The following is a 12,860-nucleotide window of genomic DNA, read 5'->3' as shown; positions in this document are numbered from 1 at the left end:
TGTAGAGTATGGGTGCTTTGGGCGGCGCCTTGTAGGGCGGCTGGCTGGCAGCCTCGCCCAGTTGTTCCAGGGTCTGGCGGTAGTTCAGCAGGGCGCCCACCACGGTGCGGGGCTGCCCGTCCGCGGCTGCGGCTGCAAGCGCGGCGTAGTCCAGGCCGGCGCTCATGGCTGGCCTTCCTGCTGGGCCGCGGCCCGAGCCTTCAGGTAGTCTCGGTAATTGTTGTGCTTGTAGTTCAGCACCGGGCCGGCTTCGTCGATCTGCAGGCTCAGGCCCAGCGGCCGCACGGCCATGATGGGCGCGGTGGCCTCGCGCAGCGCGGCGAAGACGCGCTCGCCCAGCTGCGTCTTGGTCTGGAGATCGCGCCCGTGGCCGATCTTGAGGGTAAGATGGACGAAGGCGTTGTCGGGGTGGCCGTCGACGATCAAGTAGTCGTCGATGCAGATCCCACGGGTGCGGGCGCCCGCCAGGGGGAAGACGCTGCCGTCGCCGATGGCGGCGTCCTGGATGGTCTTCATCAGTTTGCGAACCTCGAGCTGCGGGCGCAGGTTCGAGGAATATTCGATCCAGATATGGGGCATTCTCGGCCTCCGATTCCGTGGGAATGAGTTTTCTAATTAACATGTTAAAGAAAAGCCGCGACAGCGTCAATGGCGCCGATATGCGCCGATATGGAGCATGACTGCGGTCGGGCGCTGTTTGCCTCGAGGTTTCAGGCCGGGTGGCCCACGCCCGCCTTGGGGTGTCCGGCCTTGTGGAGCAAGGCCGCCGCAACGCCTCCGGAGCCGCGCCCGGGCATATCGGGCATATCGGGCATATCGGGCATATCGGGCATATCGGGCATATCGGGCGCGCGCAAGGCATTGACAAGCGCCGCGAAAAAAGAGATTATTAACTTGTTAATTAATTGGCGCGCCAGGCTCGGCCGCGCGCCCCCGCCACGGGCAGGCATACGCCCGTAAGGAGCACAGCGTGAGCATCAAGCACTGGATCAACGGCAAGGAAGTCGACAGCAAGGATCGTTTCACCACCTACAACCCGGCCACGGGCGAAGCCATCGCCGAGGTCGCCGCCGGCGAGGCGGCCGAAATCCAGGCCGCCGTGGCGGCCGCCAAGGACTCCTTCCCGGCCTGGGCCAACACTCCTGCCAAAGAACGCGCCCGCCTGATGCGGCGCCTGGGCGAGCTCATCGACCAGAACGTGCCCATGCTGGCCGAACTGGAAACGCGCGACACGGGCCTGCCCATTTCGCAGACTAGCAAGCAGCTGATCCCGCGCGCTTCGCACAATTTCAATTTCTTCGCCGAGGTCTGCACCCGCATGAACGGGCACACCTATCCGGTCGACGACCAGATGCTGAACTACACCCTGTACCAGCCGGTGGGTGTATGCGCGCTGATCTCGCCCTGGAACGTGCCGTTCATGACCGCCACTTGGAAGACCGCGCCCTGCCTGGCGCTGGGCAATACGGCGGTGCTGAAGATGTCGGAACTGTCGCCGCTGACGGCCGACCAGCTCGGCCGCCTGGCGCTGGAAGCCGGTATTCCGGCCGGCGTGCTGAACGTGGTGCAGGGCTATGGCGCCACGGCCGGCGACGCCCTGGTGCGCCATCCCGACGTACGCGCCATTTCCTTTACCGGCGGCACGGTCACGGGCCAGAAAATCATCCAGAACGCCGGCGGCATCAAGAAGTTCTCGATGGAACTCGGCGGCAAGTCGCCGGTGCTGGTGTTTGACGATGCCGACGTCGAGCGCGCTCTGGATGCCGCGCTGTTCACCATCTTCTCGCTCAATGGCGAGCGCTGCACGGCCGGTTCGCGCATCTTCGTGCAGGAAACCATCTACGACGACTTCGTGCGCAAGTTCGCCGAGCGCGCCGGCCGCCTGGTGGTGGGCGATCCCACCGACCCCAAGACCAACGTCGGCTCGATGATCACCCGCCAGCATTGGGAAAAGGTCACCGGCTACATTCGCCTGGCCGAACAGGAAGGCGCGCGCATTCTGTCCGGCGGCGCCGACAAGCCCGAGGGCCTGCCCGAGCACCTGAAGCTGGGCAACTTCGTGCGCCCGACCGTGCTGGCCAACGTCGACAACCGCATGCGCTGTGCCCAGGAAGAGATCTTCGGCCCGGTGGTCTGCCTGATTCCGTTTAAGGACGAGGCCGAGGGCCTGGCCCTGGCCAACGACGTGCGCTACGGCCTGGCGTCCTACATCTGGACCAACGACCTGGGCAAGGCGCATCGCCTGGCGCGCGGCATCGAGGCCGGCATGGTGTTCGTCAACAGCCAGAACGTGCGCGACCTGCGCCAGCCCTTCGGCGGCGTCAAGGACTCGGGCATCGGACGCGAGGGCGGCGAATACAGCTTCGAGGTCTTCGCCGACGTCAAGAACGTATGCGTGTCCATGGGCAGCCATCACATCCCCAAGTGGGGCGTATGAATCCGCAGCGCCCGCGGCGCGCGTAAGGCGGGCCACGGGCGCGACCGCCGGCCTCGGCCCCTCGCCGCGGCCGTGTGCGCCGCCTTTCCAGGGCGGCGATCCAGGAGAGAGACATGGGTAAGTTGTCGCTGGCGGCCAAGGTTACGCATGTGCCGTCGCTGTATCTGTCGGAAATGCCGGGGCCGCACCACGGCTGCCGCGAGGCCGCCATCCAGGGCCATCGCGCCATAGGCCAGCGCTGCCGCGAGCTGGGCGTGGACACCATCGTGGTGTTCGACGTGCACTGGCTGGTCAATGCCGGCTATCACGTCAACTGCAACAGCCGGTTTGCCGGCACCTACACCAGCAACGAGCTGCCGCACTTCATCAAGGACATGAGCTACGCCTATCCGGGCAATCCGGAACTGGGCCGGCTCATCGCCGAGACCGCCAGCGCCAAGGGCGTGGCCACGCGCTCGCACGAAATCGACAGCCTGGAACTGGAATACGGCACGCTGGTGCCCATGCGCTACATGAATTCCGACCAGCACTTCAAGGTGGTGTCGGTGGCGGCCTGGTGCGCCTGGCACAATCTGCAGGACAGCCGCCGCTTCGGCGCCGCGGTGCTCGAGGCCATCGAACGCAGCGACAGCAACGTCGCGGTGCTGGCCAGCGGCTCGCTGTCGCACCGCTTCAACGACAACGGCAGCCCCGAAGAGGCCATCCACCAGATCAGCCGCGAGTTCTTCCGCCAGGTCGACCTGCGCGTGGTGGACTTATGGCGCAGCGGCGACTGGAAGACGTTTTGCAAGATGCTGCCCGAATATGCCGATCTTTGCGAAGGCGAGGGCGGCATGCACGACACCGCCATGCTGCTGGGCCTGCTGGGCTGGGACGATTACGACCGCCCGGTGGAAATCATCACCGACTATTTCTGCAGCTCGGGCACCGGCCAGATCAACGCGGTGTTCCCGCTGCCGCGGGTATAGGCCTGCCCGGCAGGCATCACGCAATACCCGACGGCTGCAGCGGCCGGGCCAGGGCGTCGTCCGGACGGCTGGCTATCATGTCCGCCAGTTCTTTTCGCACGGCGGCGTGGCCGGCGCTATCGAACAGATTATCCATTTCCTGCGGGTCGTCCCTCAGGCAGTAGAGTTCGCCGGCGCCCGAATTCAGCTCTAGGGTCAGTTTCCAGTCGCGCGTCCGGGCCGTCCTGAGCTGCAGCTCCACGCCGCAGCGCGAGGCGGCGACGTCCCATTCGCTGTAGGCGTAGTCGCGGCTCGCCGCCGCATTCTCCAGCATGGGCCTCAGACTGTGGCCATGGGTGGGGCCCAGAGCCGCGGCCTGGCCGTAGTCGGTGAACGTGGCCGCCAGATCCAGGGTGGAGACCGGATCGGCGACAATCTTGCCCGCCGCCACTCCCGAGCCGGCGCAGATCAGGCCGACGCGCAGCACGCCCTCGTAGGGCATGGGGCCCTTGAGCATCAGGCCGTGGTCGCCCAGCCAGTCGCCATGATCCGACGTGAACACGACCAGAGTGTTGTCCTGCAGCCCGTATTGGCGCAGCGCCTCGCGGATCCGGCCGACCTGGTGGTCGATCAGCGCGATCATGCCGTAGTAGTTGGCGACGACGTGGCGCAGCGGCCCGTCCGGCAGGGTGGGTATGCGCGAAAAGCCCTGGCGCAGCCGGCGCACCTCGTCGCTGCCCAGCGGTGTGCTTTCCATGCTGGCCCGGTGCCACCAGGGGCGCCGATCGAAGTCCGTGCAGCGATGCGCCGGCAGGTCGACGTCTTCCGGAGCGTGCAGTCGCGACCATGGCTCCGGGCAGTCGAAGGGGTGATGCGGATCGGCGAAGGAGGCCCACAGAAAGAACGGTTCTTGCCGATGCTCGCGCAGGTATTCGATGCTGCGGTCGCCGACCCAGGTGGAGTTGTGCCATGCCGGCGGCAGGCCGGAATAGAAGGTCTGCGGAGCGCCCGTCGCCGGGCCGAGATCCATGGAGTAAAGGCGGTTGCGTTCTTCGCCCAGCCCGTCGCAGTAGTACCAGCGGGAATGGTGCAGGCCCTGCGGAGGATGCCCCGGCAGCCAGTAGTTGTGGCCTTCGACCATCAGCTCCACGTGCTCGAAACCCATGTAGGGCCCGTTCCAGCCGGGGCCGAAGTCGGCCTGGCTCGATTGGCACTCGGGCCGGCCGGTCTTGGCGAATGTCTGGTGCGAAGAGAAATGGGCCTTGCCTATCAGGCCCGTCTTGTATCCGGCCCTGGACAGGCTGCCCGCAAAACCGTGTTCGCCCGTTGCGCTGGGCAGGTCTATGCCGTTGTCGCGTACGCCATGTGTCAGGGGCAGCAGCCCAGTCAGCATCGAGGCGCGGGCCGGCTGGCACACCAGATTCGGCGTGATGCAGGCCGAGAAGCGCGTGCCTTCCGCGGCCAGCCGATCCAGGTGTGGAGTCTTCACCCGGCGGCCCTCGAAGCCGAAACAGTCGCCGCGATGCTGGTCGGAAGTAATCAGAATAATGTTTGGAGGTGCAGGCTCATGCATGGTGTGGCAGCTGGGTTGAAGTATCGTTGGGAATTCCCCGGGCCCGGGACGGCTGCCGCGGTTCAGCCCGCATTGGCCTGTAGTTTCGCCAGCAGTCCATGATAAGTGTCGATGTCGCGCGCCAGCCGATGTTCCAGTGTTGCAGGGCTCGACCACGTAGGCTCGACGCCGGCGGTGATGAATTTCGACGCCACGGCGGGATCCTGCAAAGCGGCCTTCAGGGCGGACGACAGCCTGGCGACGACGGGAGCCGGGGTTCCACGAGGAGCGAACAGGCCGAACCAGCTCTCGAACGAAAAGCCGGGTACGGTCTTGGACAGCGGCTGCATGCCGTCTTTTGCGTGAGTGCCGGCATAGCCCAGTGCCCGCACCCGGCCGCTGGCCGCCGCCGGCAGGCCCGTGCCCACGGCGATGAACATGACCGATACATGATCGCCCATCAGGTCGGCGAAGCCTTGCGGCGCGGCCTTGTAGGGAATGTGTTCGAGTTTTATGCCTGCATCCTTCTCGAAAATCTCCATGGCCAATTGATGCACCGATCCAGTGCCCCCGGACGCATACGGAATGCGGCCCGGGGCCGCCTTGGCGCGGGCGATCAGCGCGGCGGTGGAGTCGATCCCGCTGCCGGGGGCCGCCACCAGCATGAACTGGACGGTGCCTATCTGACCGATGGGGGCGAAGTCCCGCTTGGGGTGATAGGGCAGCGCACCGAGCAGGTACGGCGATACGGCGAGTGCCGAATCGATGCCCAGGACGATGGTGTAGCCATCGGGCGCGGCCTTGGCCGCGAGCTTGGAGCCGATGATTCCGCCCGCTCCGGGCTTGTTCTCGACGATGATGGGCTGCCCCAGTTTTTTCGCCATGCTTTCGGCCAATTCCCGGCACACGGTGTCGCCTGCTCCGCCGGGCGTAGTGGGAACGATGAATGTGATTGGACGATCGGGATAGCCGGCAGCCAGGGCAGGGACGGCGAGGCTGCAGAGTGCCAGCGCCAGGATGGCGCGGCAGGCGTGCACTAGGGTAGGCATGGGATGTCTCCTTTGATTGTGATGGCCGACGTTGTAGTGGCTTGTGTGCCGGGCCGTCATCACGGGTTTGATGCGGCCATGGTAGGTGGGCGAGAACATGCCTGTCTAATGATATTTTTATGAAGTAATATTCAAAAATGGATAAGTTGCTAGTGGAGCGTCAGGTCGTGGCCGGGCGCGGAGCCGTTCCTTTGAGAGGAAGAAATGATGCTGGATGGGGACTGGTATCTACGCAGCAGATTGAAATTGCGGCATCTGAAGCTGCTGGTCGTGCTGGCCGACGTGCGTAATCAGGCTGAAGCGGCGGGGCGCCTGGCTACCACCCAGCCCGGCGCATCCAAGATGCTGGCGGAGCTCGAGGCCATGGTCGGTGCGCGCCTGTTCGAGCGCACCGCCAAGGGGGCTTTGCCTACCCCCCAGGGCGAGATCCTCATCCGCCATGCACGTTGGATTCTGGGCGATCTCGGCCGGCTTGGGGATGAGCTGGAGGCATCGGGCGACCAATTGGCCGGAGAGCTTCGCCTGGGTACGAATTCTTCATCCGCCGTCTGCCTGGTGCCGCGCGGCCTGGTACTGTTGCGGCAGTCTGCCCCGGGCCTGACGGTGACGATCCACGAAGCGTCGGTCGAGTCGCTGCTGCCCGCCCTGGAGGCGCGCCGCCTCGATGTGGTGGTGGCCCGTCTCGGGCGCGCCACGGCCGGTGCTGCTTATGAGCAGGCAGCTTTGCTCGAAGAGCCCATGGTGCTGGCGGTGGCGCCGGGCCATCCGCTGACGGCACACAAAAGCGCCTTGAGCTGGCGCGACCTGGGGGACTATCCATGGATACTGCCGCCCGAGGGTTCGCCCGTGCACGATGCCTTGATCCTGCTGCTGGATCGCCACCGGATCGAGCCCCGGGTATTGGCCCGATCGGCTTCGATACTCAACAACCTTGCGCTGATGGAAACCGCCGGCGCGCTGGGCATATTCCCCGCCGCCGTCGGCCGTGAATATCAGCGGCGCGGGCTGCTTGCCGCGCTGCCCCTGGCGCTGCCGCCGGTATTCGGGCCCATCGGCATCATCACGCTGCGCGGCCTGGCCCCGTCTCCCGCGCTGGCCGCCATGATCCAGAGCCTGCAGACGAGCGCGCAGGAATTGAAGACGTCGGCACAGAGCTAAGGCCTGTTCATACTAGCGGAGCCGCACGGCCACAAAAAGCTCGCCCATCAAGGAGCGAAGCGGCTCTTATCCCTGCAGCCGCTTTTCCAGCAGGGCCAGGTCTTCGCGCAGCCGGCGCAGCGAGGCGTCGACGCTGTTGCCGCTGGGCCGGGACGCTTCATCTGCGCCGGTGACGGCGCGCAAGGCGAATTGCGCCAGCATGTCCGCCACGTCTTCCTGGGGCACGGCGCCGGCGGGGTCGAACCACCATGCGCACCAGTTGCACATGCCGAGGATGGCAAATGCTGCGATCTTTGGGGCCACCACCTGGAACTGACCGGCCTGCATGCCGGCCTGCAGCGTGTGTTCGAAGCGATCCAGTACCTGCCTGCGGGCGGCCTGCGCGCTTTTGTGCAGCGCTGCGGGCAGGTTTTCTTCATTGCGCTCGACCACGCGAAACTGCACTGGATGGCTGAGTATCAGGCGGGCGTGCTGCTTCACCATCTGCCGTAGGGCCTGTGCCGGATCGGCCTGCGGGTCGGCCGCCTGTGCGGCCAGTTTGCCGGCCATGACGGTGACCTCGCTCACCAGCTCCTGCAGTATGGCTTCCTTGTTGCGGAAGTAGTAGTACAGAGCTGTCCGGGTCACCCCCATGGCCTCTGCGATGTCGCCCATGCTGGTGCCCTGGAAGCCGCGCTGGATGAACAGATTGGAGGCTGCTTCCAGGATGGATTCCCGCAGCAGTTCGCGGCGCGTCGATTTCAGCGCGGACGGGGATTTGCGGGACGGTGTCGTGGGCACGTTCGGCGCTTGTGAAAGAAGGGAAGAATCCGGCGGCGGGACGTGGAGCGCATACCGCGCCGGCCGGCCCGCTGGCGGGCTGTTTCATTTCAAGAGATGGCTCTGGGCAGAAGGCTGCCTAGACGGAATGCTAGAGACGCTTGACACCTATGTCAAATTCGTCGACAGCCACCGGTCGGCGCATAGGAATGAAAAAGCAGTGCTGGCGGGCGGCCGCCAGGGCGCGCCGCCCCGTCCTGTCCGGGCTGTTTGGCGGCCGCTGCGGTGCGGGCCCGGAACCATGTTTGACAGGCCTGCGCATGTATTCGAGCACGCTGTCACAAATTTATTTGACATATATGTCAAAAAATAGTCTAGAATGTCTAATCAGAAAACAGGAGACCACCATGACAGGAACCCCGAACCAGCCCGGCAGCGCCGGGCGGCAGGCAAACGGCGAGGCCACCGCCGGGCTGCTCAACACCGATTGGAATCCGCGCGGGCTGCCCGATGGCGCCACTACCCGCAATGTGGTGTTGCGCACCCGTGACGGCGCCGCGACCGGCGGTGCGCTGTATCTGCCCGCCGGCACTGCGCGCACAGTGGTCTGCATCATGCATCCGCGGGAGTTCATGGCCTGCCATTACGCCATTCCCGATATCGTCGGAGCCGGCTACGCCGCCTGGTCGCAGTGGCCGCGTTCCGTGGGCAACGACTTGAGGCTGGAGCACGAATTTGCGCTGTACGACGTGGCGGCGGGCCTGGAATTCCTGCGCCAGGCCGGCTTCGAGCGCATCGTGCTGCTGGGCAATTCGGGTGGCAGCGGCCTGTATGCGCTGTATGCGCAGCAAGCGGCGCTGGCGCCCGCCGAACGCCTGGCGCGTACGCCGGGGGGGCGCGCCACGCGACTGGAAACGCTCGACATGCCGCAGCCCGACGGCATGATCCTGCTGGCGCCCCATCCGGGCCAGGGCGCGTTGCTGATGCAGTGCATAGACCCGTCCGTGGCCGACGAGTCCGATCCCTTGTCGGTAGATGCCTCGCTCGACCCCTTCGATCCGGCCAACGGCTATGCCGAGCCGCCGCAAGGCGCGCGCTACGCGCCCGCCTTCGTCGAGCGCTATCGCCGGGCGCAGCGCGACCGCGTCGCCCGCCTGGACGCGCGGGCGCACGAGCTGATCGCCGCGCGCATGCAGGCGCGCGGCCGGGCCAAGGCCGCCGGAACATTGCCGGATCGCCGCCTCGGCGCCCATACCCAGGTCATGGAAATCTGGCGCACCGACGCGGATCTGCGCTGCCGCGACCTGTCGCTGGATCCGTCCGACCGCAAGTACGGCTCGCTCTGGGGGCGGGATCCCTACGCATCCAACTACGGGTCGGTGGGCTTTGCGCGCCTGTGTTCCCCGGAAAGCTGGCTGTCGACCTGGTCCGGGATTTCTTCCAACGCGCTGCTGGCCAAGACCGCGCCGTCCATCAGGCAGCCCACGCTACTGGTGGAATACACCGGCGATCAAGCCTGCTTTCCGGGCACGATCCGTCAAATCCACGACGCGCTGGGGGCGGCCGACAAGCGCCACGAGCGCGTGCGCGGCGACCATCACGGCCGCGCCCTGGCGCCGGACGAAGAGCCTGGCCGCTATGTGGCCGGCCGCCTGATCCAAGACTGGCTGCGCCAGCAGTTCGCCCTATAGGCGGGCCGGCCCGCAATTCGCGCCCACTTAATTCATATCCGTCGTATTCGCGAGGACTCGATCATGACCATGAAACCGAGCGCCAGCCCTGCCCTCCAGGGCGCAGGCGAGCGCAACCATCGCTCATCCGGCGCCGCAGGCGCCCCGAATGGCGGCAGGCAAGCCCCGGCCGCGCAGCACCAGGCCGGCACGCCGGCGGCGCCGGCCTCCGGCAGCCTGGTGCTGCGCGGCGTGGATCACAGCGCACGCCCTACCTGGAAGCTCAGGGAAACGGTGGAGTTCTACCGCGATATCCTGGGCCTGCCCTTGATCCACACTATTTCCGCGCGCGGCTGGGGGCCCGCCACCCACCCCGATTTCCTGCACTTCTTCTTCGACAGCGGCAAGGGCAGCACCATCGCCTTCTTCTATTACCTGGGGTCGCAGGCGCCAGAATCCCTGCAGGGCCGGGAAAAGGCCAGGCCCTGGCCGCAGGATCATGTGTTCGACGCCACGCACACCGCATGGCAGGTCGACGGCGAACAAGAGCTGCAGGCCTGGAAGCGGCGCCTGGAGGCAAAAGGGGTGGAAGTCTCGGTGGAGACTCGCCACGAAGTCATCGAGTCGATTTATTTCCGCGACCCCAACGGCTATTTCATAGAGATCACGCGCAAGCTGCGGCCGCTGGGCTCGCTCGACGCGGACGATGCCGCCCTGACCCTGCAGGCGGCCATGGAGCTGGAAGACGAGGCCGGCGGCGTAGCGCGGCTCGGGCCCATCGATGCAGTCTGGGCGCGCAAGGCGCGGCTGCTGCTCGATCGCATGGGAGAAGCAGCATGAACGGGCCCCGCATCCGCATCTTCGTGCCGCAAGTGCCCGAATTCGCCGGCCTGGCCGAGGCCGCGCGCGGCATGCCGCAATGCACGGTCAGGCAATGCCCGCCGGGTTACGAGCTGATCGAGGCGCAGGGCCCGATCGAGTTCGGCAGGAAGGCGCTGGGGCTCAAGCCGGCCATCTGGTATGGCCTGTTCACTGGCGGCCTGCAGGGCCGCATCACGCGCTTCGACCGAGACGTGGTTCGCATCGAGCCCTAAGGAAAACAGCGAGCAAGGAGAAAACCATGGGAGACATACTCAACCCTGTGCCGGGGGTGGCCTACCGCAGCGCAGAGCAGGCCGCACACTACCTGCGCTGCGGCGCCTGGGTCGACGACACCCTGGGTGGGGCGCTGCGCAAGACTGCGGCCAAGTACCCCGACCGCCCCGCCTACATCACCGACGAGGGCAATTTGAGCTACGCCGAGCTGGACGATCGCAGCGAACGCCTGGCTGCCGCGCTGCTGAACCTGGGGCTGGCGCCGGGCGACCGGGCCATATTCCAGATGGGCACCGCGCGGGAAACCGCGATCGCTCTGATGGCCAGCTACAAGGCGGGCGTGGTGCCGGTGTGCGCCATCCCGCAATACCGCAGTGCCGAAATTGGCAAGCTGATCGAGATGTCGCAAGCGCGCGCCTATGTGGTTCAGGCCGACTTCAGCCAGTTCGACCTGGTCGGCTTCGCGCATGGAATGATGCAGCAGTACCCTGTAGTCGAACATCTGATCGTGGCACGGGGCGCGGGCGCGGCCCAAGAAGGCCATGCGCTGGAAGACCTGATATCGGGCCAGGCGGCGCCGGCGGCGCGCGCGCGCCTGAAAGATGTCGCCATCGGCCCTCGCGACGTGCTCAGCTTCCAGCTGTCGGGCGGCTCGACCGGCTTGCCGAAGATCATCCCGCGCTTCCACGGCGAATACCTGGGGCACGCGGCAGGGTGGTCGCGGCGCTACGCCATCGATTCCTCGTCGCGCGTGATCTGGTCCCTGTCCCTGATGCACAATGCCGGGCAGCTCTATGCCCTGGTGCCCACCATGTTGCTGGGCGTGACTACAGTGCTCATGCCTCAGGTCGACATCGTGCGCATGCTGGAACTGATCGAACAGCACCGCGTGACGCACGGCCTGTCGATAGGGCCGATCGCACCGCGGCTGATCGCCTACCCGCATGTGGCGCGCTACGATCTTTCGTCGCTGCGCCTGTTCGCCACCATGAGCCGTGCCGACCTGCTCGAGGCCCACCTGGGCGTGCCCTGCTCCAACTTGTACGGCATCACCGAAGGGCTGCTGCTGGGCGCTTCGGCCGATGACCCGGCGTTCGTCCGGCACCATACCCAGGGCGCGTCTGGCTGCGACCAGGACGAGATCAAGGTGCTGGAGCCAGGCACCGACCGCCCCGTCGCGCCCGGAACCATGGGCGAACTGTGCTTTCGCGGCCCTTCCAGCCTCACGGCCTACTACGGCGACGAGGCCGCCACGCGCGACACCCTGACCGCCGACGGCTTCGTGCGCTCCGGCGACATGGTGACCGAGCACCGGGGCGCCGGCCGCCGCATCGAAGGCCGCTCGTGCTATGCCTTCGAAGGCCGGCTGCGCGACAACATCAACCGCGGCGGCGAGAAGATCGGCTGCGAAGAAATAGAGGGCCACATCAGCCAGCATCCGGCGGTTTCCGACACCAAGCTGGTGGCCATGCCCGATCCCATCTACGGCGAGCGCGCCTGCGCCTACCTGGTGCTGCGCCCCGGCCACCGCGCGCCGGACGTGCGCGAGCTGGCCGAATTCCTGCTGGGGCGCGGCCTGGCGAAGTTCAAGTGCCCGGAGCGGATAGAGGTCGTCGAGGAATTCCCGACCACGCGCGTGGGCAAGGTCGACAAGGTGGCGCTGCGCAAATTGATCGCCGAGCGCCTGAGCGAAGAGACAAGGGCTGGCGGGGAGCGGCGCTCATGAACATGAAATGCATGGAATACGTGGCGCGGACGATGCCGTTCGCCGTGCGGCGCACCGTCAAATGGGGGGACTGCGATCCGGCCGGCGTGGTCTACACCGCCACCTTCGCCGATTACGTCATCGCCGCAGCGGAGGCGTTCTATGCGCAGCTGCTCGGCGAGGGGTCGCAGCATGCCAAGGATCGGCACGGCTTCGGCACGCCCAGTCGCGCATTGACTTTCGATTTCCGGCGTTCGCTGCGCCCGGACGACGAATTCGAGATCGAGGTTCGCGTCGGCGAGATCCGCAGCCGTTCCTACGAGCTGCTGATGCGCGGCGTCGACCTGCGGGGCGAGGATGTCTTCATTGCCTGCCTGACGCCGATCTGCGTGGCGCGCGGTGAACGGCGCGGCATCGAGATCCCCGCAATCTTCCGCCAGGCGCTGCAGGCATACCGGGATCAGTGCGGCCAGCCGTCGGCTTGAGCC

10 protein-coding genes and 1 pseudogene are annotated in these 12,860 nt (G+C 66.3%); 7 read left to right on the top strand and 4 right to left on the bottom strand.

What is annotated here, in order from left to right; genetic code table 11:
* Window positions 1-162 precede the first annotated feature (162 nt).
* Entirely contained in the window at window positions 163-579 is a 417-nt protein-coding gene (locus CEY11_RS24055; RefSeq protein ID WP_233155057.1) for a 5-carboxymethyl-2-hydroxymuconate Delta-isomerase, read from the bottom strand.
* A 391-nt stretch (window positions 580-970) separates the two neighbouring features.
* On the opposite strand from CEY11_RS24055, the gene hpaE reads away from it, so the two are divergent.
* A complete protein-coding gene (gene hpaE, locus CEY11_RS24045) occupies window positions 971-2,437 on the top strand; it encodes a 5-carboxymethyl-2-hydroxymuconate semialdehyde dehydrogenase (protein ID WP_088605968.1) in 1,467 nt (488 codons plus the stop codon).
* Window positions 2,438-2,550: 113 nt separating this feature from the next.
* A complete protein-coding gene (hpaD, locus tag CEY11_RS24040) occupies window positions 2,551-3,405 on the top strand; it encodes a 3,4-dihydroxyphenylacetate 2,3-dioxygenase (protein WP_088605967.1) in 855 nt (284 codons plus the stop codon).
* 16 nt (window positions 3,406-3,421) lie between these two features.
* Here the strand turns inward: hpaD and CEY11_RS24035 are convergent, their stop codons facing one another.
* Entirely contained in the window at window positions 3,422-4,957 is a 1,536-nt protein-coding gene (locus tag CEY11_RS24035; RefSeq protein WP_088605966.1) for a sulfatase-like hydrolase/transferase, read from the bottom strand.
* A gap of 62 nt (window positions 4,958-5,019) precedes the next feature.
* Window positions 5,020-5,985 carry a Bug family tripartite tricarboxylate transporter substrate binding protein gene (locus CEY11_RS24030; RefSeq protein WP_158215430.1) on the bottom strand — a complete coding sequence of 322 codons (966 nt, stop codon included), beginning with the start codon at window positions 5,983-5,985 and terminating at the stop codon, window positions 5,020-5,022.
* Window positions 5,986-6,189: 204 nt separating this feature from the next.
* On the opposite strand from CEY11_RS24030, the gene CEY11_RS24025 reads away from it, so the two are divergent.
* Window positions 6,190-7,143, top strand: coding sequence for a LysR family transcriptional regulator (locus CEY11_RS24025; RefSeq protein WP_088605964.1), 954 nt, complete (start codon window positions 6,190-6,192; stop codon window positions 7,141-7,143).
* A gap of 66 nt (window positions 7,144-7,209) precedes the next feature.
* On the opposite strand, the gene CEY11_RS24020 is transcribed toward CEY11_RS24025, so the two are convergent.
* The gene (locus CEY11_RS24020) at window positions 7,210-7,923 is read right to left on the bottom strand and encodes a TetR/AcrR family transcriptional regulator (RefSeq protein WP_233155056.1); all 714 of its coding nucleotides are present in this window, start codon (window positions 7,921-7,923) and stop codon (window positions 7,210-7,212) included.
* Between the two features lie 386 nt (window positions 7,924-8,309).
* Here CEY11_RS24020 and CEY11_RS24015 point away from each other — a divergent pair, with 386 nt between their 5' ends.
* From CEY11_RS24015 to CEY11_RS24000, 4 genes and pseudogenes are all read left to right on the top strand, one after another.
* Window positions 8,310-9,593, top strand: coding sequence for an alpha/beta hydrolase family protein (locus CEY11_RS24015; protein WP_088605963.1), 1,284 nt, complete (start codon window positions 8,310-8,312; stop codon window positions 9,591-9,593).
* A gap of 216 nt (window positions 9,594-9,809) precedes the next feature.
* Window positions 9,810-10,666, top strand: a pseudogene (locus tag CEY11_RS26135) (VOC family protein).
* A gap of 26 nt (window positions 10,667-10,692) precedes the next feature.
* Window positions 10,693-12,393 carry an AMP-binding protein gene (locus CEY11_RS24005; RefSeq protein ID WP_088605962.1) on the top strand — a complete coding sequence of 567 codons (1,701 nt, stop codon included), beginning with the start codon at window positions 10,693-10,695 and terminating at the stop codon, window positions 12,391-12,393.
* A complete protein-coding gene (locus CEY11_RS24000; RefSeq protein WP_408608162.1) occupies window positions 12,390-12,857 on the top strand; it encodes an acyl-CoA thioesterase in 468 nt (155 codons plus the stop codon). Before CEY11_RS24005 ends, CEY11_RS24000 begins: the two co-directional genes overlap by 4 nt.
* Window positions 12,858-12,860: the final 3 nt, after the last annotated feature.

It is taken from the genome of Candidimonas nitroreducens (assembly GCF_002209565.1).
Classification (GTDB): domain Bacteria; phylum Pseudomonadota; class Gammaproteobacteria; order Burkholderiales; family Burkholderiaceae_B; genus Candidimonas; species Candidimonas nitroreducens.
Note: the sequence above shows the minus strand (reverse complement) of the source record. Positions and strands in the feature narration are given on the sequence as shown.

Excerpts from the sequence above, each read along its gene's own strand:
- CEY11_RS24055 (WP_233155057.1), bottom strand. The coding sequence starts at position 579 with ATGCCCCATATCTGGATCGAATATTCCTCGAACCTGCGCCCGCAGCTC.
- hpaD (WP_088605967.1), top strand. The coding sequence starts at position 2,551 with ATGGGTAAGTTGTCGCTGGCGGCCAAGGTTACGCATGTGCCGTCGCTG.
- CEY11_RS24035 (WP_088605966.1), bottom strand. The coding sequence starts at position 4,957 with ATGCATGAGCCTGCACCTCCAAACATTATTCTGATTACTTCCGACCAG.
- CEY11_RS24030 (WP_158215430.1), bottom strand. The coding sequence starts at position 5,985 with ATGCCTACCCTAGTGCACGCCTGCCGCGCCATCCTGGCGCTGGCACTC.
- CEY11_RS24025 (WP_088605964.1), top strand. The coding sequence starts at position 6,190 with ATGATGCTGGATGGGGACTGGTATCTACGCAGCAGATTGAAATTGCGG.
- CEY11_RS24015 (WP_088605963.1), top strand. The coding sequence starts at position 8,310 with ATGACAGGAACCCCGAACCAGCCCGGCAGCGCCGGGCGGCAGGCAAAC.
- CEY11_RS24005 (WP_088605962.1), top strand. The coding sequence starts at position 10,693 with ATGGGAGACATACTCAACCCTGTGCCGGGGGTGGCCTACCGCAGCGCA.
- CEY11_RS24000 (WP_408608162.1), top strand. The coding sequence starts at position 12,390 with ATGAACATGAAATGCATGGAATACGTGGCGCGGACGATGCCGTTCGCC.